Origin of the sequence: Anaeromyxobacter sp. SG64 (assembly GCF_022690745.1) — a bacterium.
Lineage (GTDB): Bacteria > Myxococcota > Myxococcia > Myxococcales > Anaeromyxobacteraceae > Anaeromyxobacter > Anaeromyxobacter soli.
In genome coordinates, this window is the sequence record NZ_JALCZB010000001.1 from 119,693 (window position 1) to 143,071 (window position 23,379).

The window sequence follows — 23,379 nt, forward strand, 5'->3', positions numbered from 1 at the left end:
GGCCGTGATCGAGGCCCGGACACCAGAGCGCTGCTCGCGGCCTGCCGCTAACGACGGGTAGGCGGCCGTGGCGTGTTATACGTAACATCTAAATACTGCGTAGGACTTCGTGAAGCTAGCCCATTCATGACGTCGCCACCGCGCCGCCGCATGACGCCAGAGGCGCGTCGCCGGGTGATGTCCAGTATTCGGAAGAAGGATACTGCGCCCGAGCTCGCGCTCCGGAAAGCGCTCTGGCGCGCGGGCGTTAAAGGATGGCGCTGCCACGCCAAGCTCACCGGGTCACCAGACATCGCGTTTGCGCGCTGGCGGGTGGCTGTGTTCGTCGACGGCGTTTGGTGGCATGGGCACCCCGACTATCTGCCGCGCGGCCGCCGTGGTCCGTACTGGGATGCGAAGATCGCGGGTAACATCGCCCGGGATCTCAGGGTCAACGCGGAACTCGGTGCCGCTGGATGGACCGTGATACGGATATGGGACCTGGACGTGATCGCGGACCCGGCCGGAGCCGCGACGCTGGTCGTGGATGCGCTCGCGTCGCGCGGAAGGGGCTCGCGTAGCACGTAATCGAGTGGGAATGCGGCGAGCGCGGCAGCAGCCAGGCTGCTGCTGGACGGTGCTGGCGTTCTTGCGGGTGCGCTCTGCGCCCGCTCCTCGGCGCGCCACGAACTGCTACTGTGGCGATGTGTGTCGCTGTGGTCGAAGATTGACGACGCTTCGCGGTGATCCAGTTGGCTAGTGCTTCGCGGCGCCCATGTCCCGCCCTCGCATACACTAATCAGCGGTATGCGAGGCTCGACTCGAACGCCCCGGTGAAGCGTGAGCGCGAATCCCCCCGCTGATTCTGACGTTATGCATCAGCCGATGCTTACGGTCGCTCGGGACGGCCTCCGTAAGCTCGTCGACATCACGACACTAGCTGAGATGAAGAGGCAGGGCGTCGAACGGCCGCCTTGCTTCTGCCTCGCTTGCGATCGGCCGCTCAGCGCACGTCTTGGGCTGCGCAAGCGCCATCACTTCGGTCACCGCCCCGACCCCGAATCTGATCGGTGCTGGGCCAGTCGCCCGGAAGGCGAAATCCATCTCGCGGCGAAGAGGCGGCTCCAGCTCGCGCTCATCGATTCGTGTGCCCGCGGCGCTCCCGTATCCGCCAAGCTGCCGTGCCCGAGCTGCGGCGAGAGGGATTCCTTCTGCGAGGCGGTCGTCCGTCTACAACCCGACTACAAGGTGCTCGTTGAGCACTGGGGCGACCCGCGGAAGGTCATCAAGCCAGATCTCCAGGTGGTGACGCCGAATGGCGAAGCGGTTCTCTTTGTCGAGGTGCGCGTCACGCACGCCAGTACAGACGCGAAGATTAGGTTCGTTCGCGACTCGAGGACGCCCCTGCTCGAGATCGAGGGCGGCGACGTGCTCGCGTCAGACCTTACGGAAGCCGTCTTCTCTTGTGTGGCTCACCAGAACGTTCGCGAGACGATCGCCGCATGCGCTCCATGTATCGCTCGGCGTGAAGAAGAGGATGCCTGGCGAGTACAAGAGGAAGCGCGTCTGGAACGCGAGCGCGCTCAGCGCCAAGCTGAGGCCGAGCGTGAGAAGGCGCGAGCCGCACAGGAGAAAGCGGTTCGGGCACGCGTCGAGGCGGTGCGGCCTGAGGCGGTAAGGCGGGTTCAGCAGCGTCTCGCCGCCGAGCCCCGCACGGGCGTCGTCGCGTGGTGCCACGTTCACTTCTTCGCTGATCATCGCCTTGTGAACTCGACGAAGCTCGAGGTGCGAACCACCTGGTTCCGGGAGGCGACGTCAGTCGCGCTGATCGAGTGTGGTAAGCCCGACGTAATTCGGAGCTGGACGGGTCCGCCAGGAGAGCTCAGGCGCGTCTACCTCAACGAGCTTCGGCACTGCGCATACGACCATGCTCAACAGCTCGCTCGTAAGCTCGGCTCCGGTGTTCAGCTGGAGACCTTTGGTGGCTTCCGAACGGAGAGCTTTAAGCTTGCGCCGCCCGTCCACGTCAGAGCCCGTAGCCCGGACGGAAGTGGCTGGGTGACCGCTTACCCCTGGCGCAACTTAGCCTTCACGTACGGTCACGACGGCTTAAAGAAGATCGTTCGCGAGCACGGATGGACAACGATGAAGACTGACCGCGGCACGGTCGTCATCGCAGCACAATGTGTCCACGCGTACTACAAAGATAAGCGCGGCATTCCGAGCTTCGAGTGCCCACCGATGAAAGCCGATCCGCGGTGGCACACGATGATCGACGAGGAGCTTCGCCGGCTTGTGCCGGAGTACCAGAAGGCGATTCGCTCGCCGGAGATCCGGGTGACGTTCGCCGGGCGTTAAGCCGTGTACGCCACCGGTCGCTTGGTTGGGTCGGAATTCGCTGAGACGACGGTCAGACGTTACGAGAAGCTTTAAGCCGCGCGAGCGCCCCTGTTCCCTTGCCGGTCCCCGGGTGCGCCTGGTGATCGCCGACGAGGCGCCGAAACTCCGCCGGAACGCGCGTCACAGGACGCTCGGGCGGAACCGGAACGCGTCGCGGCGGCAAGAGCTTCAGCTCCTTCTTCAGTACGCTGTGTCGCAGAAGCTGGCGACGAATCTCGCGGCCGAGAACTTCCGCAAGCAGCGACGGGACCGCATTCCCCACCTGCTTCTGGACCGCCGACCGCCCACGCTGGATGACTACGTCGTCCGGAAACGTCTGGATGCGGCAGAGCTCACGCATGCTCAGTCGGCGGTTGTCCCAGTGAAAGGGGCCGACCGCTGGTCCTGGTTGCGCCTGGATCGTCCACGAAGGCCGGTTCTTCGCGAGCTTCAACAAGAAACTCCAGTAGCGCCGCCGCCAGCCGAAGAGAGGGAGGCCGCCCATCCGATCCGTGTGCCAGAGATAGTTCTGGCCCTCCGGAATCGAGGGCAGCAAGCGTGCCCACTTCCCTCGAACCGCGAGGTCCTCACCGGCATCGGGGTTCAAGTCGCCGATCGCGTCCCACGCTGTGCGGAACGGCTCGAGCGTGGACGTCGCAAACAGGTCCCGGACCGATCCGGGTCCCTCGAGATCCGCGTGCGTCGGCTTCGGGAACGCGAACCGCGTTCCGTCGCGCGACGCGATGAGAAAGACTCGCTCGCGAAGCTGCGGCACTCCGTACTCGGCAGCATTGAGCACGGCGAGCTCTGGCCGGTAGTTGCTGGACGTCTCCCGGTTGATCCGCGCGACGGAATCGAGGAGGAGCTTCAGCCCCTCATCCTTGCCGCTGTAAGCGAGGCCCTCAACGTTCTCGAGCAGGAACGCCCGAGGGAGCGCCTCACGCAGGATGCGGAGGTACGCGCTCAGCGTGTTCGCCCGTGGATCCTCGAGCCGGAGGGCGTCGCCGCGGCGCCAGTACCCAGACTTGCTGAATGGCTGGCACGGGGGGCCGCCGACGAGCAGGTCGGCCTCGCCCGTTCGCAGCCCCGCCGTGGCGAGGAGCTCATTCGTGGGAACGTCGAAGACGTCTCGCTCGATGATGGGCCATCGTCGGTTGGCGCGGAGCGTCTCGCAGCACGCGTGATCGAGCTCCAGCGCGACCGCCGTATCGAATCCGGCCGCCTCGAGCCCGTAGTCCAAGCCGCCGGCACCCGAGAAGAGGCTGATGACGCGAGGCTTCCTCATCGATGCTGGCATCTACACCAACACTCTGACGTCATCCTCGGCGTGACCGGAGCGCAGCCGCCGCGCGCAGCGCTTCGCCTGCGGCGGCGGTCCAGCGCTCGTCGATTCGGACTCGGTGCGCCAGCCGTCCACCGCACTTCGGATGGGCGTCCAGCTTGCTGGGGATCACGTACTTGAACTCCCACCTCGTCGTGATCGGGTGAAGGCACCCCGCCACGAGGTCGAACTGATCGCGCAAATAGTACCTCGAGCACGGGTCCGCCGGTGAGGCCCGTGTCTTCATGAAGTCCATCGTGGGCAGCCCCCGCGTCATCCGGCGCAGCACGTTCTTGCACTCGATGACGAGAGGCGGGCTGCCCTCGAACCGCAGGGACACGTCCGGCGCGCCTTCCTGGCGAATCAGCTGGCACTCAGTAACGCCGCGAACACCTGCGAGCGTTCGCTGCAGGTGCCACTCCGCGACACCGCCACGGATGGCCATCATGAGCCGGTCGTTCTTGCGGACCATCGCAACGAGCTCGGGGATGCTCATCCCGAGCTCCGCGACGAGACCGGCGTCGACCCGGAAATCTTCCTCGCCGACCGGGGCATCCGGGACGAGATCGCCGGCGAGCCTTCTCAGCTCGTCGGGCCCGTGCGCTGCTGCGTCGGAGAACAGCCCCCGATGCCCTTGGTCGAGGCCGCGCACGGCGTGCTCGAATCGAATGTAGTCGAGGAAACGCTCGGGCGTGACGCCAACGACAACCTGCTCGGCGTCGCCATAGCTGGGCGACGGGATCACGCCGGACGCGAGCGGGCTACGCACGGGACGGGTCCACGCATACCAGCCCCGCCTCTTGATTTCGCGTACATGCCGCTGCTTGTATTCGAACCGGATGTAGAAGCGTGTGGGGCTGTTCAGGACGGGGTCGATGCCGACGAAGTACCCGCGGTCGGGGCTCACGCCCAAGAACAGCGTAGTGAATGCGCCGGAGGGGTCCTGCCAGATCTCGTGCAGCTTCCCGGGAACCTTGCTGCCGTACTTGATTTGGAAGCTGTGCTCATCCTTCGGGCGGTTCTTCGTCGGAGTGAACGTCGAGGTGAACGCGTAGCACACGATCCCCATGCGCTCGCCGTCGGGCGCATCGAACACGAACTTGAACGGGGCGATCGTCGGATCCGGCGTCTTGGCGATCTTGCAGCCGCACGCGCGCAGCGCCTCAGCGATGAACGCGACTAGGCGCTCGCGCGAGCGCGCCTGGACGGTGTAGGTCTCGAGCGGCACGCCGCTATCCTGCCACGCGCGGAAGCGCTTGTAAGGGAGTCTCTGCTCGGTATGGAGGCGGTCAGCGCGTCAAGGCGCCGCCTCGATGAGCTTTCGATGGGGCTCGCGCATTCTTGCCCCGCACTCTGCACGGCGGCGGGGTAGACCAGGCGTTAGGCGGTCGAGGCAGATTTGGCTGATACCGTCAACCGGTCCGTGCGAGCTTCGAGCGCCGTTTGGGCGCGAACCAGCTCTCGCGCGAACCGCTGAAGACCCACCAACTAATCGATGAGACGCGAACCGCGGCGCTGCGTTGATCTGTCTCGTGCTCCCCGTGAACCCAAGGTCCGGGACGGCATCCGAGTCCGTGTCCGGTGTATCCTCGGCGCGCGATTCGAGACGCCGAACGAAGAACAGCGCGCATGGCGCGGGGGAGCTGTCGTGAGCACCGAGAAGGGCGGATCGGCCCAGGCGACACTCGACTATGAGCTGCTGCTCAAGCTCCGCGTCGTCGTTGCACGGTACGGTGAGATGGACAACGCCCGGTGGTGGAACACCAACGGGCAGCTCGGGCCACTCGGCGCGTCCGTGCTTCGGCGCGGTTTCCCGAGGACCTACCGATTCGCAGCTGCCCGCGGCGTCTTCGCCGTAGCCGCAGATCGTTGCGAGAAGCTGTTCGGCGTTCCGAGCTCTGCCACGCTGTGGCACCTGCCAGCGAGCATCGAGGAACAGTTCGATGCGCGCTGGGAGATGTGGCTTGACGATGCCGTGACGTGGGAGGCCTTCTTCGCGCAGGTGCAGGCGATCAAGGTCCGGGACCTTGCGGCTGTGCTCGAGGAGCTCGGCTTCGTGAGCGCTGAGGATCGAACGGCGGCGTCGCGGATGAAGCGGTCGGCTGAAGGCCGAGCCGTGCCGCTCTCGCGAAGCTTCGCCGCGGATGACGATACTATCCGGCAGCTCGCGCTCGGGTTCTCGAAGGGCGAACCCGCTCATCCGGCCGTGCCGTACGCGATCCTCTAGGGGCCCGCGCCGTGTCTAAACGCGCACATACTGTCTCCTCCTTCATGATCTCGAAGGGGGCGATGATCTCGGAGACTTACGCAGTGTTTCAGTCGTGGAGCTTCGAGGTGCCCAAGGCGGCGAACCTTGCGCGCCTGCGCGCGGAGAACTTCATCGGCGCCAAAAGCGCGGTGTGGGTGGACCAGGTCGCAAAGGTATTGAACCGGCGATTCGATCCGGAGGGGCGGGACAGGCCGCTCGTTATTCTCGCCAAGCGCAATTGTTCGATCGAGGTCTGGAAACCGATACTTCTGTGGCATATGACGCGCGACGAGTTCCTCGTGCGAGACTTCCTCGTGAACTGGCTTTATCCGGCTTTCGATAAGGGCGCCTTTCGCGTGAAGCCGGAGGACCTGTTCCCATTCCTTCGGGCGATCGAATCTCGCGGCGGGCAGGTTGAGGGCGACTGGAGCGAGAACACGATCAAGCGGGTTGCGGCCGGCCTGCTCAAGATCGCCGTCGATTTTGGGCTTCTGAAGGGGTCCGGGGTCAAGGAGGTCACGACGTACCACCTCCCCGAGGAAGCACTTCTGTACGTGCTTCATGCGCTGCGCGAGCGGACGGAGAGCGCGCAGAGCATTCTCGCCTCGGAGGAGTGGCGGATGTTCCTCCTGCGGCGGGACGATCTCGAGCGCGAGCTGCTTCATCTCCACCAGTTCCGGAAGGTCGAGTACCACGTCGCAGGCAGCCTCGCGCAGCTCACGCTGCCGTGCGGCAGCGTGCTCGAGTACGCGCAGAGGATGGTTGTATGAGCGACCTCGAACACCGCCTCAAGCATGATCTAGAGCCTATTCTCGGGCAGGCCGATCCCCGGCAGCGCATCAGCGCGTACCACGACATGCCCTACGCGCTTTTCCGCTATGACCCGGAGGAGGAGTTCACGCTGCGCCAGCAGGTGACGCTGCTCGAGACCCGGCTCTCGCAGAAGGGCAAGCGCGTTCGGCGCATCTCGCTGGCCCAGTGCCTCGACGCCGCCATGCGCTTGCACCGCCCGCTCGCGGAGTGGTTCGACGTCGAGAGGGAGCTCGGCACCGAGACGGTCGTCGACACCGTTCACTCGGTGCTCTCCGAGGGCGAGTCGTCGCTCGTCGACCTCGTCGCGTCGCAGCTCCCCGAAGACGGCGATCCACTCCACGACATCGTCTTCATCATGCGCACCGGCGCGCTCTTCCCCGTGTACCGAACCTTCTCGCTGCTCGAGCAGCTCAAGGGCCGCGTGCACGTGCCGACCGTTCTCTTCTACCCGGGCGACCTCGACGGCGCAGCAGGCCTGCGCTTCATGGGCGTGCTCGACGCGGAGCACAACTACCGCCCGAAGATCTTCTGAGGATCATCGACGATGACGACGCCCATCAAGAACCTCTTCGCCAACGACATTCACCGTCGCATCGAAGAGGTCATCAAGGTCGACCAGACCGACGAAGAGATCATCCGGGACGAGATCACCGAGTACGTCGTCACGGACGCGATCCGCACGCACTATACCGGCATCTTCGAGGCGTACCGCGAGGCGCCGAACAAGCCGACCGACGGCGTGTCCATCTGGGTCTCGGGCTTCTTCGGCTCCGGTAAGTCGAGCTTCGCGAAGATGCTTGGTCTCGCGATCGCGAACCGAACGGTTGCGGGCGAATCCGCAGCCGAGCGCTTCGCCGCGCGCGCGGGCGACAAGAAGCTCCAAGTGCTGCTCAAGGCCATCACCGAGAAGATCCCGACACACGCGGTCATCTTCGACGTCTCGACGGACCGCGGTATCCGGAGCGGTAACCAGACGCTCACCGAGATCATGTACGGGCTCTTCCTGCAGAGCCTCGGGTACGCGAAGGATCTCGACCTCTCGGAACTCGAGATCGGCCTCGAGGAGAAGGGGCAGCTCGCACGTTTCGAGGAGGAGTACAAGCGCCTCTTCAACAAGGGCTGGGCATCCGAGAAGGGAAAGATCGCCTTCGCACTGTCGGAGGCGAGCCGTGTGCTCCACAGCCTAGACCCGGAGACGTATCCGGTCGCCGATTCGTGGGTGAAGGCGGTCAAGAACAAGGCCGACATCACGCCGGGCAAGCTGGCGGATCGCGTCGGCGAGCTCATGAAACGGCGCAGGCCGGGGCTCTCGCTGATGTTCGTGATCGACGAGGTCGGCCAGTTCGTCGCGCGCGACGTCCAGAAGATGCTCGACCTGCAAGCCATCGTGCAGCAACTTGGCGTAAAGGGGCGTGGCAAGCACTGGGTCGTCATCACCTCACAGGAGAAGCTCGGCGAGCTCGTCTCCGGCCTCGACGACAAGAAGATCGAACTTGCCCGCCTGATGGATCGCTTCCCGCTCCAGGTCCACCTGGAGCCCTCGGATATCTCCGAGGTCACCAGCCGCCGCGTGCTCTCGAAGAATGCCGCAGCCCAGACTGCGCTCGGAAAGCTGTTCGACGAGCACCGCGGCCGCCTCACCGAGCACACGCGGGTGACCGCGGACATCAAGCTCCCGGAGCTGACGCGCGAGGCGTTCATCGACCTGTACCCGCTCTTGCCCTACCAGATCGACCTCATCATCCAGGTCGTCTCGGGCCTGCGCACGCAGGGCGGCGCCAGCAAGCACGTCGGTGGCGCGAACCGCACCATCATCAAGCTGGCGCAGCAGCTCCTCATCAACCCGGCCGTGAACCTCGCTGACGGTACGCTCGGCGATCTGGTGCGACTCGATCAGGTCTACGATCTCGTCGAGGGGAACATCGGCTCCGAGGTGCGCGCGAAGATCGCCGCCATCTCGAAGGGCGTTGACCACCGTCTCGCGCAGCCTGTCGCGAAGGTCATCTGCCTTCTGCAGCACGTGAAGAGCGTCCACCGCAGCGCCGAGAACATCGCCGCAGCCCTGCACGGCAGCGTCGGCGGTGACTCGCAGCTCGCCTCGGTGAAAGAGGCCCTACGCGCGCTCGAAGCAGCCCATCAAGTTCGCCGTGGCGACGACGGCTACCGTATCCCCACGCCCGCCGAGGACGATTGGGAGCGCCTCCGTAACGGCATCAGCCCGAAACCCGCCGACTCGCACCGCCTTTACCAGGAAGTGCTGTCGGGCTTCTGGCAGCCCCAGCCCTCCCACACGCTCTTCGACACCAAGACCTTCAAGGCGGGTCTCGCCATCCACGGCCGCGAGATCACGGCGGGCGACATGATGTTTCAGGTCCACCTCGCCGAGGATGGAAAGGACTTCGGCGCGCTCACCACCGAGATGCGCATGCGCAGCCAGCAGGAGCGCAAGCACGTCTTCTGGGCCATCGCGCTGACCGACTCGATCGACCGCGAGACCGTCGAGCTGTTCCGCTCGAAGGAGATGCTCGCGCGCAAGGAGCGCGAGACGAGGGGTGAGGACACGCCCGCCCTCATCGCCGAGGAGCGCGTTCGCCTGCGTCGACACAGTGACGAGCTGCGGCGGCTGCTGAAGGCTGCCGCCCTCTCGGGCCGCATCTACTTCCGAGGCAACGATCGCAGTCCCGGCGAGCGCGCCATTGATGTCGGCAGGACCGCCGCCGAGGTGCTCGGGCACGTCCTGCCGGAGGTCTTCGATCGCTTTAAGGAAGCCGCGGCCAAGGCAAACGACGTGAAGAAGGGCACTGACGCCCTGTTCACCGCCGAGAATCTCCAGGGGCTCCCAAGCGTGTTCGGCAGCATTGGGCTGCTCCGCGACGAGAAGGGCAAGACCGTCTTCCGCACCGAGGGCGGCCCGCTCAAGGAAGTCCTCGACCGCGTCGAGGAGCGCGCCAACTACGGCGACACCGCGAGCGGCCGCTATCTCACGGACGAGTTCGCCAACGAGCCGTTCGGGTGGGACTTCGAGGTCGTGCGTCTGCTCGTCCTGTCGCTGCTGCGTGCCGGCAAGATCGAGGCGACTAGCAAGGGTCAGACGCTCGACACCGTCACCGGCGTCGAAGCGCGCGAGACCTTCTCGAACAACAACCTGTTCCGGCAGGCGTCGTTCCGCCCGAAGAAGGGCATCGAGTTCGAGGAGCTGGTGAAGGCCTCCGATGCCTTCCGGGACACGTTCGGCAGTGAGGTGAAGGAGCTGAATGCCGGCGCGATCGTGTCGGAGCTGCGCAAGGAGGTCGCGCGCAACGAGGACGTCGTGGGCTCCGCGCTCGCGACGCTCACCGCGCATCGCCTCCCGGGGGGCGCGGTGCTCGAGGGAGCCATCGGCCAGATGAAGGCCATCCTCCGCGGCTCGGAGGACAACGCCATCGCGACGTTCAACACGAGCCACCGCGCCATCAAGGACGCTATCAAGCGCGCGGTCGAACTCGAGCAGGCTCTAAACGAGCCGCGCCTCCACGACCTTGAGCGCGCTCGCAACGCGCAGGGGTCGCTCTGGAGCTTTCTCAGCCGGGAGGCCGACATCTCCGACGAGCTGCGCTCGCGCGCTTCGGAGCTTGAAGACCTGCTGCAACGCGAGAGCTTCTACAAGGAGCTGCCCGCTATCGAGCAGGACACCAAGGCCCTCGAGGTCGAATACCAGAAGCGCTTCGACGAGGCGCTCGACGCCCGCGTCAACGCGTACACCGCGGCGTTCGAGAAGCTGGTCAAGACCCCGGGGTGGACCGAGATCGACGAGGACCAGCAGCGTCGCCTCGCCGAGCCGTTTCAGCGCGGGCAGAAGCGCGACGAAGGCCGCGTGCCAATCCCGCAGCTTCGCGCCGATCGCGACGCCTGCGGCGGCCGCCTGAGCATCGCCATAACCGAGCTGCGGCGCATCATCGACGGCGACCGCGTCGTCACCGTGAGCGTGGCCAGCTACTTCGCCGAGGGTATCGAGACAGAGGAGCAGCTCCAAGCAGCTCTCGATGGCATCCGCGAGGAGTGCTCCCGGCTTATCGGTGCCGGCAAGAAGGTTATTGTCCAGTAGGGCATGCCATGACGATCTCGGAGCCTGCGATCGCAGAGGCTGTTGCGCGCTACCAGCGCGAGTACGACAGGTACCTGAAGCTCTGCTCCCGAGTAGCCGATATCTGTCGGTACGAGGTCGTGGAAGCGAACGCCATTCGTGCTCACGTGACCTTTCGCGCGAAGGGACACAAGAGCCTCGAAATGAAACTGCGAAAATTCGCACAGACCGGAAAGAAGTCGATGCCGACTGTCGATTCGGTATTCGACCAGGTCCGCGATCTAGCAGCCGTTCGCGTAGCCACTTACGTGCAGACCGATGAACGCAAGGTGACCGATGCGATCGTGAAACGCTTTGCGGGAAGCAATGGAAATGCCGTGGTGATCGACCGGAAGGATAAGCACGCGACGGATCCACAGAACTTCTACAGAGCAACCCACCTTGAGGTGTACCTGCCGAGCCAGGATCTGGTTGGCACCTACTCGAACGTCGTCGGGGTTCCGTGCGAAATCCAGGTGTGCAGCATGATGGCGCACGTCTGGAACGAGATCGAACACGATATCGGCTACAAGCCGACTGGCGAACTCTCGCCGCTCGAAAGAGAGATCCTCGTTAGCCTCGGTCATCAAACCCGCTCCGGCGACGGCATGATCAGCCAGCTCCTCGCGGCAACGGACGCTCGGAACGCCGAGCAGACGGCGGCTTTCTCTGATGTCTACGACTTCGTTGCGCGTGCGCGCCGCTGGTTTCCATCCGTGGACTTCGCCACCAACGCCGGTCCGTTGTTCGAGGAGTTGCAGCTCCTTCGATTGAACACGCCCGACGGAATCCGGAAGCAGATTGGTGAGCTGTCCAGCGTCGCGGAGCGATCCCTGACGGAACTCAGGACCCTCAGCACGTCGCTTCAACAGCGAGGTGAGACCCGATACGTCCTCGAGGAGAACTCGGCGGACCGATTGCTTGTTCTCCTGCTCCCGAAGGTCGCGCAGCACATTGTGAGCAACCATCCGACGGGGCGCGGCGTGGGAGGGCCGACTCGGATTAGCTGGTTGGCTGCTCGCTACCTCGATCCTGGTGCCGCCACCGCCGGCGCCCAGTCTCCACAGGTGGGCTAGTGAACAAAGACACACGCAACGCCATTGAACGCGCCACCCAGCGAGCGCGAAAGCTCCTCGAGGAGGACTTCGGCGCGCAGCTCGAGGGCGACTTCGACGTGCACAAGGACGGCGAGGTGGCCGCGAAGGTCGGCAAGCACCTTTCTTCCCGCCAAGCGTTCTCGCGCGAGCGCATCGTCGCTGCCATCGAGCACAAGCGCGCCGCCGGGATGACCCCTGCTGATGCGGCCCGCGACTACCTGCGCGACGCCGCCTTCACCACGCTCAACCGCTTCGTCGCCTTGAAGATGCTCGAGGCCCGCGAACTCGTGCAGGAGTGCATCACGAAGGGGGAGCAGTCTGCGGGCTACCGCGAGTTCTGCGGCATGGCGCCGGGCCTGGGGCTCTTGCCCGACAGCGCGGGCTACCGGCTCTACATCGAGTCGCTCTTCGACGAGCTGTCGACCGAGGTGAAGGTCCTCTTCGACCGTCGCGATCCGTCGAGCGTGCTCTGGCCGAAGCGCGCGACGTTCGAGCAGCTCCTCGAGATTCTGAACGCCACCGAGCTCTCCCGCGTGTGGGGCGAGGACGAGACCATCGGTTGGGTCTACCAGTTCTTCAACGGCGAAGATGACCGCAAGGCCGCTCGCTATGATGAGAACGGTAAGCCGAAGGCGCCACAGAACAGCCGCGAGCTGGCCGTCCGCAACCAGTTCTTCACGCCGCGCTACGTCGTCGAGTTCCTCACCGACAACACGCTCGGCCGCATCTGGTACGAGATGCGCGGCACCGAGACCGTGCTCGCCGAGCGCTGCGAGTACATGGTCCGCAAGCCCGGCGAGGAGTTCGCCCCGCGCGCGAAGAAAGACCCCCGCGATCTGCGCGTGCTCGACCCGGCCTGCGGGAGCGGGCACTTTCTCCTCTACGCGTTCGACCTGCTGCTCTCGGTCTACCAGGAGGCGCACGCCGACCCGGAGAGCCCGAAGAGCGAAGCGACGGGAAAGACGCTCGCGGAGGACTACCCGAGTCTCGATACGCTTCGGAAGGCCGTCGCAGGACTCGTCCTCGAGCACAATCTCCACGGTGTGGACATCGACCCGCGCTGCGTGCAGATCGCGCAGCTCGCCCTTTGGATGCGTGCGCAGAAGGCATACCGCGACTTCGGCATTGGTCGCGCCGAGCGTGCGCAGATCCGGCGTTCGAACATCGTCGTCGCCGAGCCGCTCGTCGCCAACAACCACATCGCGAAGGAGTTCGTCGCCAAGCTCGGCGATGTCGAACTCGGGCGCGTCTTCGCCGCGCTTGTCGAGGCGCTGAACCTTGCGGGTGAGATGGGGCTTCTGCTGCGCGTCGAGCGTCTCGTAATGCCTCAGAAAGCGCGCGGGCAGACGGGCAACCTCTTCGCTCCAACCGAGGAGCGAATCCGCGCGGCAATCGACAGATTTGTGCGTGAGGAAGCGACTGCATCGAGCACTCCGCGCCGGTTGTTTGCCGATGACGCGGCGCACGGATTCGGGCTTCTGGTTATAGCGGAAACCAAATTCGACGCGGTGCTGATGAATCCTCCCTTCGGAGAAGGAAGCACAAAGGCGAAGAGCGATTTCGATAAGGCATATCCGCTTACGAAGAACGATGTATATGCGGCATTCGTGGAGCGTAGCATCGAACTGCTCTCTCCTCGCGGTCGCATTGGCGCAATCACGTCACGGACCGGCTTCTTCCTTACGAGCTTTCGAAAGTGGCGAGAGGAAGTTCTCTTGCGGATGGCTCCTCCCGTCGTTGTCGCTGACCTCGGTGCAGGCGTGCTCGACAGCGCGATGGTGGAGACGGCTGCGTACTGCCTGGAGGCGCGGGCATGACATCGTTCTTTCGAATGCTCGATATAGGAATTGATGAGAAGGCAGTCGCGCTAAAAAGGGCCATTCGCAACGGCACTTCCGCGTTTGAAGTCGTACCGGACGCGTTCTCTCAGATCCCGGGCAGCCCTTTCGCTTACTGGGTCGGGCCCCGTATCACCGCCCTCTTCAGCACGCTTCCTCGCCTCGAGACCGGTACACGGGTCGCTCGTGCCGGCGGCCAGACCAGCGACGATGGGCGGTATCTACGAGCATGGTGGGAGGTGGCCTCGCACTCGGCGGCACAATGGCGGACGTACGTGAAAGGTGGTGCCCCCTCCAGCTTCTACGTTGACCAGCCACTTCTCGCGAACTGGGACGACGGCCGAAGCACGTTTCCCGGGTTTCTAGGGCGCCCTGGACGAGCCAGCGAAAAACCATCGAACGTCCAACTCTACTTCTTGCCCGGAATCACGTGGCCGCTGCGCGCGAGTCGATTTGCGCCGCAAGTCATGCCTGCGAACTGCATCTTCACGGTTCGGGGCTACGCGATTATCGAGCCGGTGGACTCGATTGGGGCCACCATCGCGCTCACCTCTTCGACCGTGTTTGATTTTCTCGCGAAGCTTCTGCTGGGACGTTTTGAGTTTCCCGAGTTCGTTGTGGGGGCGATTCAACAGCTTCCTCTGCCGACGCTGCCCGCCGACGTCTCGCAGCAACTTGCGTCGCTTACTCGCAAAGCGTGGTCACTCAAGCGCTCGCGCGACACAAGCAGTGAACGGTCCCATGCCTTCATACTTCCACAGGTGCTCAATGAAAGGGTTGCCCACCTCGATCGTTCCGCCATCGAAGCCGAACTCCAGGAGATCTTGAAGAAGATCGACGATGCGGCCTTCGTCATCTACGGAATTAGCGAGGCCGATCGTGCAGTGATCGAGGCCGCGGCGAGGAGGCCCAAGTCTGCCGGTGACCTCTCGGAAGATGCATGTGACGCCCACGACGAGGATGCCGACGAGGAAGCTCCAGGCCATTCAGGCCTGGACGAGGTTGCCTCTTGGCTGGTCGGCGTGACGTTTGGACGCTTTGACGAGCGCCTTGCGACCGGCGAACGGGCCGTTCCGCGGGAACCTGAGCCCTTCGATGCGTTGCCTTCGCGTTCACCCGGCATGTACCCGGAGGGCGACGAGCCTGCAAGTCGCCCGGACATCCTCGTCGATGACGAAGGTCATGCTGACGACGTCGTAGCGCGTGTCCGCGACATCGCAGAGCGTGTTCGCGTCGACGTACCTGAGCGCCTCCGTGGCTGGCTCGCCAAGGAGTTCTTCCCGCTGCACATCAAGATGTACTCGAGGAGCGGTCGCAGGGCGCCGGTGTACTGGCAGCTCGGGACGCCGTCGGGGAGCTACTCCGTCTGGCTCTACATCCACGCGTTCAGCAAGGACACGCTCTTCCGCGTCCAGAACGACTACGTCGCGCCGAAGCTCGCGCACGAGGAGCGGCGCCTCGAGTCGCTGAGCAATGAGCTTCGCGACGGCGCAACCGCCGCCCAGCGCAAGGCGCTCGCCGCCCAGGGAGCGGTTGTCGAAGAACTGCGTGCCTTTCTTGATGAGGTAAAGCGCGTCGTGCCGCTCTGGGCGCCGAACCTGGACGATGGTGTCGTCATCAACTTCGCGCCGCTCTGGCGGCTCGTCCCCCAGAACAAGGCCTGGCAGAAGGAGCTGAAGGCCACATGGGACGCGCTCTGCGAAGGCAACTTCGATTGGGCCCACCTCGCGATGCACCTCTGGCCCGAGCGCGTGGTCCCGAAGTGCGCCAAGGACCGCAGCCTCGCCATCGCTCACGCCCTCGAAGACGTGTTCTGGGCCGAGGGAGCCGACGGTAAGTGGACCTCGCGCGGGACGCCCACCCGAGGCATCGGCGAGCTCGTGCGTGAGCGCACCTCGCCCGCGGTGAAGTCCGCGCTGAAGAGCCTGCTCGAGGCGCCCGTGGCCAGCGGCAAGAGCGCCGGGCGCAATGGCGGTGGCCGCCGAAAGGCTGCTGCCGTCACCGAAGGAGGCGTCTGATGCACCCGCTTCACGATTACGTGGCGAAGCAGCTCGGGGACAAGCTCAAGGACCGCCGCGTCGTCGTCTGGTACGACGAGCGCCGCGAGTTTCAGACCTTCGTCGATGAGGTCCGCGGTGGGCCTCGGTCAGTGAGCGAGCCCGTCCATGTGGCCGTGGGCGGCACGAACGCGAGCCTAGCCGAGTACGCGGGCTCGCTCTTCGAGCTGCGCGCGGCCGTAGAGCCGCTCGTCAGCGGCGACAAGCCGGAAGCGCTGGTCGTCTACATTCCCGGCCTCACGCACGAGGTGAAGGCGTCGGTGCTGATGGAGTTGGAGAAGGCCGGCCGAACCTGGAAGCCTGAGCTCAAGCAACTTGCCAAGAACGTCCTGCTCCAGAAGTACACGCTCGGCGTCGTCGACGAGATGCTGCCCTTCGACCGCAAGGTCTCCTACGAGGACCTCGCGCGCGCAGTGGCCGGCGATTCTGGCGCGGAGCCGCCGTCGATCCTGAAGAGCATCTTCCACGACGTGAGCGGCAACGACGGGCTCCTCACGGCGTGGCTCGTGAGCGACGCCCGCGACTCCGAGATCGTGAGCAAGGAGGCGACGCGCGAGCTGACGAAGCTCGTGAAGGCCCGCCTGGGGCTCGATCTCGTTGCGGACTCGGCGATGGCGAAGCTCCGCGCCATCACGTTGCGCTACGTGCTCGCGAGCGAGTTTCGGCTCGATCTCTCATGTGACCCGCCCGCGTCGCTCGATGGCGTCGCGAAGCCGCCCACGAAGGTCGAAGAGGCCGCTGTGCGCGAGATCGCGCGTCGCCTCCGGAGCCGCCACGCCGATGCATACGCGGCACTCGCCGACCGCGTCGAGGAGGAGCTGGGGCTCAAGAGCGCCAAGCTGCCTGCGCGCGCGCTCGGGGCCGTCGATACGTTCCGCTTCGAGGAGCGTGTGCTCCTGCGGCATGCCGGCGACCTGATCGCGAACGGCAAGTTTGAGGGCGCCCTGGCGCTCGTGACCGACCGCGAGCAGAGCTTTTGGGTTGACCGTGACGTCCCTCGGAAGGCGCAGTGGGAGGCGACTCGGCGCATGGCCGAGCTCGGCAACGCCGCGGTTCAGGTGAGAGCGGCGGTCGGCAAGACATCAGGCGATGCGGCGGCGTGGCTCGATGGCTACGCCGCACAGACCGGCTCCGGCTGGTTCCGACTCGACCAGGCCCAGCGCCGCCTCGAAGCGTGGGTCGCGAACCTCGACGAGGAGCCCGAGGAACGCCCCCTCGCCGTCGTTCGCCGCGCCTACGAGGACGCTGTCCACGCGATGGCCGAGGGCTTCACCAAGGCGCTCGGCAAGTCCGGATGGACGGTGCCCGGTGCGCTGCACCAGACGCGTATCTGGAGCGAGGTCGTCGCCGACAAGCCGAAGCCCCTCGCCTACTTCCTCGTCGACGCCATGCGCTTCGAGATGGGCGTCGAGCTGGCCGAGCGCCTGCCGAAGACCTCCGAGGTCTCCCTGCGCGCTGCCGTGGGTGCGCTACCAAGCATCACCCCCATCGGCATGGCGGCGCTCATGCCCGGCGCCTCATCGAGCTTCTCGGTCGTCGAGGAGAAGGACAGGCTCGGCGCCCGCATCGACGACTCCTTTCTGCCCGACCTCGCGGCACGGAAGAAGTTTGCCGCCGCGCGCCTGCCGAAGCTGGTCGACCTCGCGCTCGACGAGCTGTTGAGCCTCCAGCCGTCGAAGCTCGCGAAAAAGGTCGAAGGCGCGCAGGTCGTCCTCGTCCGCTCGCAGGAGATCGACAGCGCGGGCGAAACCGGGTTCACCTTCCAGGCCCGTAAGGTGATGGACACCGTCATCGACAACATTGCGCGCGCTCTCGGCAAGCTCGCGAAGGCGGGCGTCGAGCACGCGGTGGTGAGCGCCGACCATGGCCACCTGTTCTTCGCCTACGACCGCGACGAGTCGATGCGCACCGACGCGCCCGGTGGCGTCACCGTCGAGCTGCATCGTCGGTGCTGGATCGGGCGTGGCGGCGCGACGTCTGCCGGCTGCATCCGCGCGCCGGCCTCGTCGCTCGGCTATGCGTCGGATCTCGAGTTCGTGTTCCCGGCCGCGGCAGGCGTCTTCAAGGCGGGCGGTGATCTCGCTTTCCACCACGGCGGGACGTCGCTCCAGGAGATGATCATCCCCGTGCTGAGCGTCCGCACGAAGGCGCGTGACACGGCGCGTCCTTCGGCGGGGCCCATCGAGGCGACCGGACTGCCAGAGGCGGTGACCAACCGCATCTTCAGCGTCACATTCATCTACGGCGCGAAGCAGATGCAGCTCGGCGCGACGAGCATCCAGGTGCGACCGCTGCTGATGGCGGTAGGCAAGCAGGTCGGCGGTGTGGGGATGGCCGTGGACGCGCAGTTCGACCGCCTCACGGGCACGGTGAAGCTCGAGCCGAACAAGCCCGTGACCGTCGCGTTCTTGCTGGGCGACGAGAGCGCCGCCTCGTTGCGCGTCGTCGTGCAGGACCCGACGACCGACGCGGAGCTGTATCGATCGCCGACCGACATCCCGATCCGACTTGGAGTCTAGGCCATGAGCAACGGAGCAGCCGCGACGCGAGATGCGCTCGACGACAAGGTCAACCGCCTGTTCGCCGGAAAGGTGGTGCGCAAGGACCTCGTCCGGAAGGTGAAGGTCGGCGCCAACGTGCCGGTTTTCGTCCTCGAGTTCCTGCTCGGGAAGTACTGCGCCTCGTCCGACGAGGTGGCGATCCAGATGGGTCTCCAGGTCGTTAACGACACCCTCGCCAACAACTACATCCGCTCCGACGAGTCGATGAAGGCGCAGGCGATGGTGAAGGATCGCGGCCGGCACACGTTCATCGACAAGGTAAAGGTCCGTCTCGTCGACTCGGACTACTGGGCCGAGGTCACGAACTTCGGCCACAAGAACGTGCACGTGCCGGAGCACTACGTCCGCGACTACGAGCGCCTCGTAATGGGCGGCGTCTGGGCGCAGGTCGAAATGCGCTTCGAGTACGACGAGGAGTCACGCGGCAAGAACCCGTTCTGGATCGACAAGCTCACGCCGATCCAGATCGCTACCTTCGACCTCGAGGAGTATCGCCGCGTCCGAAGCGAGTTCACCACGGACGAGTGGCTCGACCTCATCATGCGCAGCATGGGTTACGAGCCCAACGAGATGACGCGGCGCCTCAAGCTGCTCTTTCTCGTGCGGCTCATCCCGTTGGCCGAACGCAACTTCAACCTCGTCGAGCTCGGCCCGCGTGGCACCGGGAAGAGCTACGTGGTGCAGGAGGTGTCGCCGTACTCCGCGCTGCTCACCGGTGGCACAACGGTCGCCAACCTCTTCGGCCACATGAACGGCAGGCAGAAGGGCATGGTGCAAATCTGGGACGTCGTCGGGTTCGACGAGGTCGCCGACCTCCAGAAGATGCCCAAGGAGGTCATCACGACGATGAAGACCTACTGCGAGTCCGGCACCTTCCAGCGCGGGCAGGAGGCGGTCTCGGGCGACGCGAGCATCGCGATGTTCGGCAACACGAACCAGCCCGTCGATGTGATGGTGCAGACCGGCCATCTCTTCGCGCCGATGCCCGACATCATCCGCGACGACATGGCCTTCATCGACCGGCTGCACTTCTATCTCCCGGGCTGGGAGATCCCGAAGATGCGGAACGAGATGTTCACGAGCCATTACGGCTTCGTCGTCGATTACCTCGCCGAGGCGCTCCGCGAAATGCGGAAGCACAACTTCACCGAGGTCATCGACCGCCACTTCTCGCTCGGCGCGCACCTCAACGCCCGCGACCGGAAGGCGGTGCGTAAGACCGTCTCCGGCCTGATGAAGATCCTTTTCCCGCACGGAGAGGTGACGGCGGACGAGCTCGCGGAGATTCTTGAGTTCGCCATCGAGGGCCGGCGCCGCGTGAAGGAGCAGCTCAAGAAAATGGGCTCCTTCGAGTACTACCAGACGTCCTTCAGCTACACGCACCAGGAGACAGGCGAGGAGAAGTTCGTCGGAGTTCCGGAGCAGGGTGGGCGGGATCTTATCTCCACGGACCCACTCTCGCCGGGGACGGTCTATACGGCAGGCGTCACCTCAGACGGAACCGTCGGCCTCTACCGCGTCGAGGTCTCGGTCTCGTCGGGCACGGGAAAGCTGAAGATGGCCGGTGGGGTCGCTGGCGCGATGAAGGAGTCCGTTCATCGCTCGTTCAGCTACATCCAAGCGAAGAAGAGTGAGCTGGGTATTGCCAGAGACCTCGACGTCTCGGATGTCCACGTAGAGGTCATCGACCTGCTCGCGAACCGAGTCGAGGCTGAGGTTGGCGTCGCCTTCTTCGTCGCGTGCTACTCGGCATTCCGGCGAGCACCGGTGAGCCCCGCGCTGCTCGTCCTGGGCGACATGAGCGTGCAGGGAAACATCAAGCCGCTCCGCTCACTCACGGAGCCGTTGCAGGTCGCGAAGGACAACGGTGCGAAGCGGGCGCTCATCCCGATCGAGAACAAGCGAAACTTCCTCGATGTCAGCGCGGATATCGTGGAGCACGTTGATCCCGTCTTCTATGGTGACCCGAAGACGGCAGCGATGAAGGTGTTGGGGGTGGGGTAGGGCGGTCCGCTCGGACTTCGCGTCCGAGAGGACGGAGCCGGATGAGTATGCGGTCTATAGCGGACGTGCGCCGCACCGCACGAGGAAGTCGTAGGTGGCGGTTAGCGCCCTTGGGTCTCGGGTAGGGTCGTCAGTGCTGCCAGGCGGTACCCAGATAACGCACCCGGCCCGCGCTCGCGTCAGCAGCACGCGGTAGGCATTGCGAATGTAGTTGCTTCGGTCTGGCGCCGCGTTCTGCCACTGCGTGCCTTTGAACTGCGAGAAGCGCCAACTGCGGGTCAGTGCGTCGAAGAGGAAATCTCCGTCCCAACAGATGCCCACGTAGTCGAGCTCCAAACCCTGGCACGTGTACTCGGAGGCCGTGACCTCGAGAGCGTAAGACGATCTCACGTCCCCAGAGGGCTTGAGGAACCAGTTCACGACGCCGTCCAGCTCGGTCATCAACAGCGAAACGCCGAGCCCCTCTGCTCGTAGCCGGCGAGCGCCGGAGCTGGCCACGAGCCCGCAGCGACGGAATCCACGAGCCTGAGACTTCAGCCAGCTTCGCGCATCGGAAAGAGAGCGAGTGATCCAGACCGGAAGCGCTGCGGCCGTGCGGGTGGTCGCATTCGCTTCCTCAGCGCGGGCGCTAAGGGCCGCGTCAACCCAGTCGGCGAGCTCGGAACAGCGGTGAGACCGGACAGGAACCGTGAGATGAAGCGCGGAGTCGACTGTGACTGAGACGTTATCAGGGCACGGTCCCGCGAAGAGCTGCGAGTGAGCGACGCCCGGGATGCCGGACAGCGCGACTGGGGACGCGAACACGCGCCACACCCGCCCGCCGCTAGCTGAGGGCCCGTTGAAGGAGGCGAGCGCACGCCCCCACTCCTCGAGACCGCGCTCGCCAGTGTTGAGCTCCTGACCACCTCCCACGAGCGCGACGATCACGGACCAGTTGGGATGTCGGGCCATGATGTCGAGGAAAAGGAAGGGCTCAGAGGCTTCGCGGCCAAACTTCCGCTTCCCATATTCAGCGTCCCAGGCGCGCTGGGCTTCGTCATACACGATGACCCGCTCGTGTGGCGCGCGGTCGCGATCGCGGTCGAGGTACTCCTCCAGAAACCCCATCAACGGCTGGATCTCACTCGTGACCTGGCGGCGGGTAGCGCCCAGGCGCTCGCCGGTGCGAGCCGCTGAATCGACCGCAAGCGCCTCTCGGAGTACCTCGACGAGCGGCATGTTGCCTGACAGAAAGGCACCAGGAACATCCTCAGCGAGCCGGAGGTGCTGGTTATGCACCGTGTTGAGACCGACGAGCGTCTTTCCCGAGCCGGGAATGCCCGTCACAAAGATGACGTGGCGCCTGGATGTGTTGCGCGCCTCGCGGACGTACTCCAGCACCTTGGACGTGGTGAGGGTCAGGTTGTGCTCACCCGCACCGGCGTTTGCGACTTCACCCACGTTGTGGCTGGCATACAGAAGTTGGGCGGCTTCGACGATCGTCGGGACTGGACAGTACGGGGCTGACTCCCACGCATTCGCATCCAACGCGCCCGCGCGGTCATCGCTCAGCGCAGTGAATGCCTCATGCAGGAGGCCGCTCAGCGCAGTCGGGCTCGTCGTGGTCACAGCATGGACACCGCCTCGATCCCACCGGGGCGCGCCGGGGCACGCTCCGCCTCCCGTCACGAGCACTGGAACTATGGTTCGTCCGAGGCTGCCCTTGTGAAAATCGCGGAGATCAAGCGCGTAGTCCTCCACCTGCGCTCGAGCGTTCGAGCCGGCTTCCGCCTCCTTGAACTCCAAGACAAAGATGAGGTCCCGCGCGAGCAAGACGGCGTCTATGCGCTTCTGGAGTCGCAGCAACGGATATTCGAGGAACACCGTCCAGGCGTGTGAAGCGGGTATGGATGTCGCTAGATCTTTCAACGAGCTCTGGAGCGAACCGATCTCGTCCGTCCATGCTCGGAGTGCAGCGGGCTGGGTGCCGGAGAACCGCGAGAGCGTTTCTGCCGAAAGCTTCCCGATGATGAGCGCCGGGCTCTCCGAGACAAAGCTGCTCACAGGCGAGCGATAGAACGCACACGACGGGGTGGCGATCTCGAGGCCGACTTGCACGTGCCGCGTCTCCTGAATGGATGCGTTGCCCGCATCCTACCGGAGAGTTAGGTGGAGCGCAGCGCCAGACACACTGCATCTGCCGTTCTCAGCGCGGCTCGCGTACGACCACCTAGGGATGAAACCGGCCAGGCGGGATCGGAGCAGCGAACATCTCCGGATCGAACTGAGCCAGGTATTTCGACCGTTTTGGTGCTGTGCTGAGAGTGAAGCACAGCTCTGCGGGGAAGTCGTGCGGCCCCGCCCCTGAGCGCTCCCAGTACTCGCTGAAGGGGTCTATCGGACTGACTGTCAAAGCTCGGAAGGTGCGGTTGGCCCACTCCTTGTAGCCAGCGCCTCCGCGGCCCGGACGGGCACGCAAGTACTCTGCCCGCCGGTCCTCCGGTATCACCCCCACGCATCCGGAATACGGAGGGCCTGGCCATTCTGCATTGACTTCGGCGGCAGACATGGCCTCAAACATCGACAATGGAACGAAAGACGTGCGCTCGCGCCTAAAAGCGAGTAGCAGTCGGTCTCCCGGATGCGGACCGGCTTCATTCGGTCGTCCGGAGTACCAAATCAGCCCATGTCTCAGGGCAAGGGTTCTCGTATCTTTGATGCACGCCCAATAATCCCCAGCGAGGAATATCCAGCCAGTGCTCGTGGGATTCATCTGTTCTTTACTCCTTGAGTTCTCGCTGATCGAGGGCCTCGCAACTGCGATACGCGGAAACTATCCACCGCTCCAGTTTTCATGTCGAGCCGGCCCCCGTGCAGCAGTGGCGTATCCCGCTCGCATCGCAGTGCGCCCACGGGTCGAAACCCGTAAGCGCCACCCAGCCAGGGTAACCGCGTATACGACGTCCATCTCCTCGGGGAGGAACAGGGTTCGGTGTGCCCG

14 protein-coding genes are annotated in these 23,379 nt (G+C 64.9%); 11 read left to right on the forward strand and 3 right to left on the reverse strand.

Features of this window, described 5'->3' with window-relative positions; all coding sequences use genetic code 11:
- Window positions 1–126 precede the first annotated feature (126 nt).
- Both MNZ29_RS00475 and MNZ29_RS00480 read left to right on the forward strand, forming a co-directional pair.
- Window positions 127–567 (forward strand): very short patch repair endonuclease, encoded by a 441-nt coding sequence (locus MNZ29_RS00475; protein WP_242352140.1) that lies wholly within the window; start codon window positions 127–129, stop codon window positions 565–567.
- Between the two features lie 297 nt (window positions 568–864).
- Window positions 865–2,337 carry a competence protein CoiA family protein gene (locus MNZ29_RS00480; RefSeq protein ID WP_242352142.1) on the forward strand — a complete coding sequence of 491 codons (1,473 nt, stop codon included), beginning with the start codon at window positions 865–867 and terminating at the stop codon, window positions 2,335–2,337.
- Window positions 2,338–2,389: 52 nt separating this feature from the next.
- Here MNZ29_RS00480 and MNZ29_RS00485 read toward each other — a convergent pair whose 3' ends face one another.
- Entirely contained in the window at window positions 2,390–3,643 is a 1,254-nt protein-coding gene (locus tag MNZ29_RS00485; RefSeq protein ID WP_242352144.1) for a DNA cytosine methyltransferase, read from the reverse strand.
- A 31-nt stretch (window positions 3,644–3,674) separates the two neighbouring features.
- Window positions 3,675–4,907 carry a hypothetical protein gene (locus tag MNZ29_RS00490; RefSeq protein ID WP_242352146.1) on the reverse strand — a complete coding sequence of 411 codons (1,233 nt, stop codon included), beginning with the start codon at window positions 4,905–4,907 and terminating at the stop codon, window positions 3,675–3,677.
- Window positions 4,908–5,327: 420 nt separating this feature from the next.
- Between MNZ29_RS00490 and MNZ29_RS00495 the strand changes: the two genes are divergently transcribed.
- From MNZ29_RS00495 to brxL, 9 genes are read left to right on the forward strand one after another with little or no spacing between them, the layout of a single operon-like run.
- A complete protein-coding gene (locus MNZ29_RS00495; protein WP_242352148.1) occupies window positions 5,328–5,906 on the forward strand; it encodes a BrxE family protein in 579 nt (192 codons plus the stop codon).
- 44 nt (window positions 5,907–5,950) lie between these two features.
- On the forward strand, window positions 5,951–6,697 hold the full coding sequence (locus tag MNZ29_RS00500; RefSeq protein WP_242352149.1) for a BrxA family protein: 747 nt from the start codon (window positions 5,951–5,953) through the stop codon (window positions 6,695–6,697).
- The gene (locus tag MNZ29_RS00505; RefSeq protein WP_242352151.1) at window positions 6,694–7,272 is read left to right on the forward strand and encodes a BREX protein BrxB domain-containing protein; all 579 of its coding nucleotides are present in this window, start codon (window positions 6,694–6,696) and stop codon (window positions 7,270–7,272) included. Before MNZ29_RS00500 ends, MNZ29_RS00505 begins: the two co-directional genes overlap by 4 nt.
- Window positions 7,273–7,284: 12 nt before the next feature.
- Window positions 7,285–10,824 carry a BREX system P-loop protein BrxC gene (gene brxC, locus MNZ29_RS00510; RefSeq protein ID WP_242352153.1) on the forward strand — a complete coding sequence of 1,180 codons (3,540 nt, stop codon included), beginning with the start codon at window positions 7,285–7,287 and terminating at the stop codon, window positions 10,822–10,824.
- A gap of 8 nt (window positions 10,825–10,832) precedes the next feature.
- Complete coding sequence (locus MNZ29_RS00515) at window positions 10,833–11,918, forward strand: GTP pyrophosphokinase family protein (protein ID WP_242352155.1); 1,086 nt, start codon at window positions 10,833–10,835, stop codon at window positions 11,916–11,918.
- Window positions 11,918–13,756, forward strand: a complete 1,839-nt coding sequence (locus tag MNZ29_RS00520; protein ID WP_242352157.1) for a BREX-1 system adenine-specific DNA-methyltransferase PglX — start codon at window positions 11,918–11,920, stop codon at window positions 13,754–13,756. Before MNZ29_RS00515 ends, MNZ29_RS00520 begins: the two co-directional genes overlap by 1 nt.
- Entirely contained in the window at window positions 13,753–15,795 is a 2,043-nt protein-coding gene (locus tag MNZ29_RS00525; protein ID WP_242352159.1) for a BREX-1 system adenine-specific DNA-methyltransferase PglX, read from the forward strand. The genes MNZ29_RS00520 and MNZ29_RS00525 overlap by 4 nt, the downstream gene beginning before the upstream one ends.
- 20 nt (window positions 15,796–15,815) lie before the next feature.
- Window positions 15,816–18,353 carry a PglZ domain-containing protein gene (locus MNZ29_RS24755; protein ID WP_242352161.1) on the forward strand — a complete coding sequence of 846 codons (2,538 nt, stop codon included), beginning with the start codon at window positions 15,816–15,818 and terminating at the stop codon, window positions 18,351–18,353.
- 3 nt (window positions 18,354–18,356) lie between these two features.
- A complete protein-coding gene (gene brxL, locus MNZ29_RS00535; protein ID WP_242352163.1) occupies window positions 18,357–20,399 on the forward strand; it encodes a protease Lon-related BREX system protein BrxL in 2,043 nt (680 codons plus the stop codon).
- A 54-nt stretch (window positions 20,400–20,453) separates the two neighbouring features.
- Here the strand turns inward: brxL and MNZ29_RS00540 are convergent, their stop codons facing one another.
- Window positions 20,454–22,496 carry a DUF2075 domain-containing protein gene (locus MNZ29_RS00540; protein WP_242352165.1) on the reverse strand — a complete coding sequence of 681 codons (2,043 nt, stop codon included), beginning with the start codon at window positions 22,494–22,496 and terminating at the stop codon, window positions 20,454–20,456.
- Window positions 22,497–23,379 lie beyond the last annotated feature (883 nt).

Coding starts and splice junctions, on each gene's coding strand:
- MNZ29_RS00475 (WP_242352140.1), top strand. CDS start 127: ATGACGTCGCCACCGCGCCGCCGCATGACGCCAGAGGCGCGTCGCCGG.
- MNZ29_RS00480 (WP_242352142.1), top strand. CDS start 865: ATGCTTACGGTCGCTCGGGACGGCCTCCGTAAGCTCGTCGACATCACG.
- MNZ29_RS00485 (WP_242352144.1), bottom strand. CDS start 3,643: ATGAGGAAGCCTCGCGTCATCAGCCTCTTCTCGGGTGCCGGCGGCTTG.
- MNZ29_RS00500 (WP_242352149.1), top strand. CDS start 5,951: ATGATCTCGAAGGGGGCGATGATCTCGGAGACTTACGCAGTGTTTCAG.
- MNZ29_RS00505 (WP_242352151.1), top strand. CDS start 6,694: ATGAGCGACCTCGAACACCGCCTCAAGCATGATCTAGAGCCTATTCTC.
- brxC (WP_242352153.1), top strand. CDS start 7,285: ATGACGACGCCCATCAAGAACCTCTTCGCCAACGACATTCACCGTCGC.
- MNZ29_RS00515 (WP_242352155.1), top strand. CDS start 10,833: ATGACGATCTCGGAGCCTGCGATCGCAGAGGCTGTTGCGCGCTACCAG.
- MNZ29_RS00525 (WP_242352159.1), top strand. CDS start 13,753: ATGACATCGTTCTTTCGAATGCTCGATATAGGAATTGATGAGAAGGCA.
- brxL (WP_242352163.1), top strand. CDS start 18,357: ATGAGCAACGGAGCAGCCGCGACGCGAGATGCGCTCGACGACAAGGTC.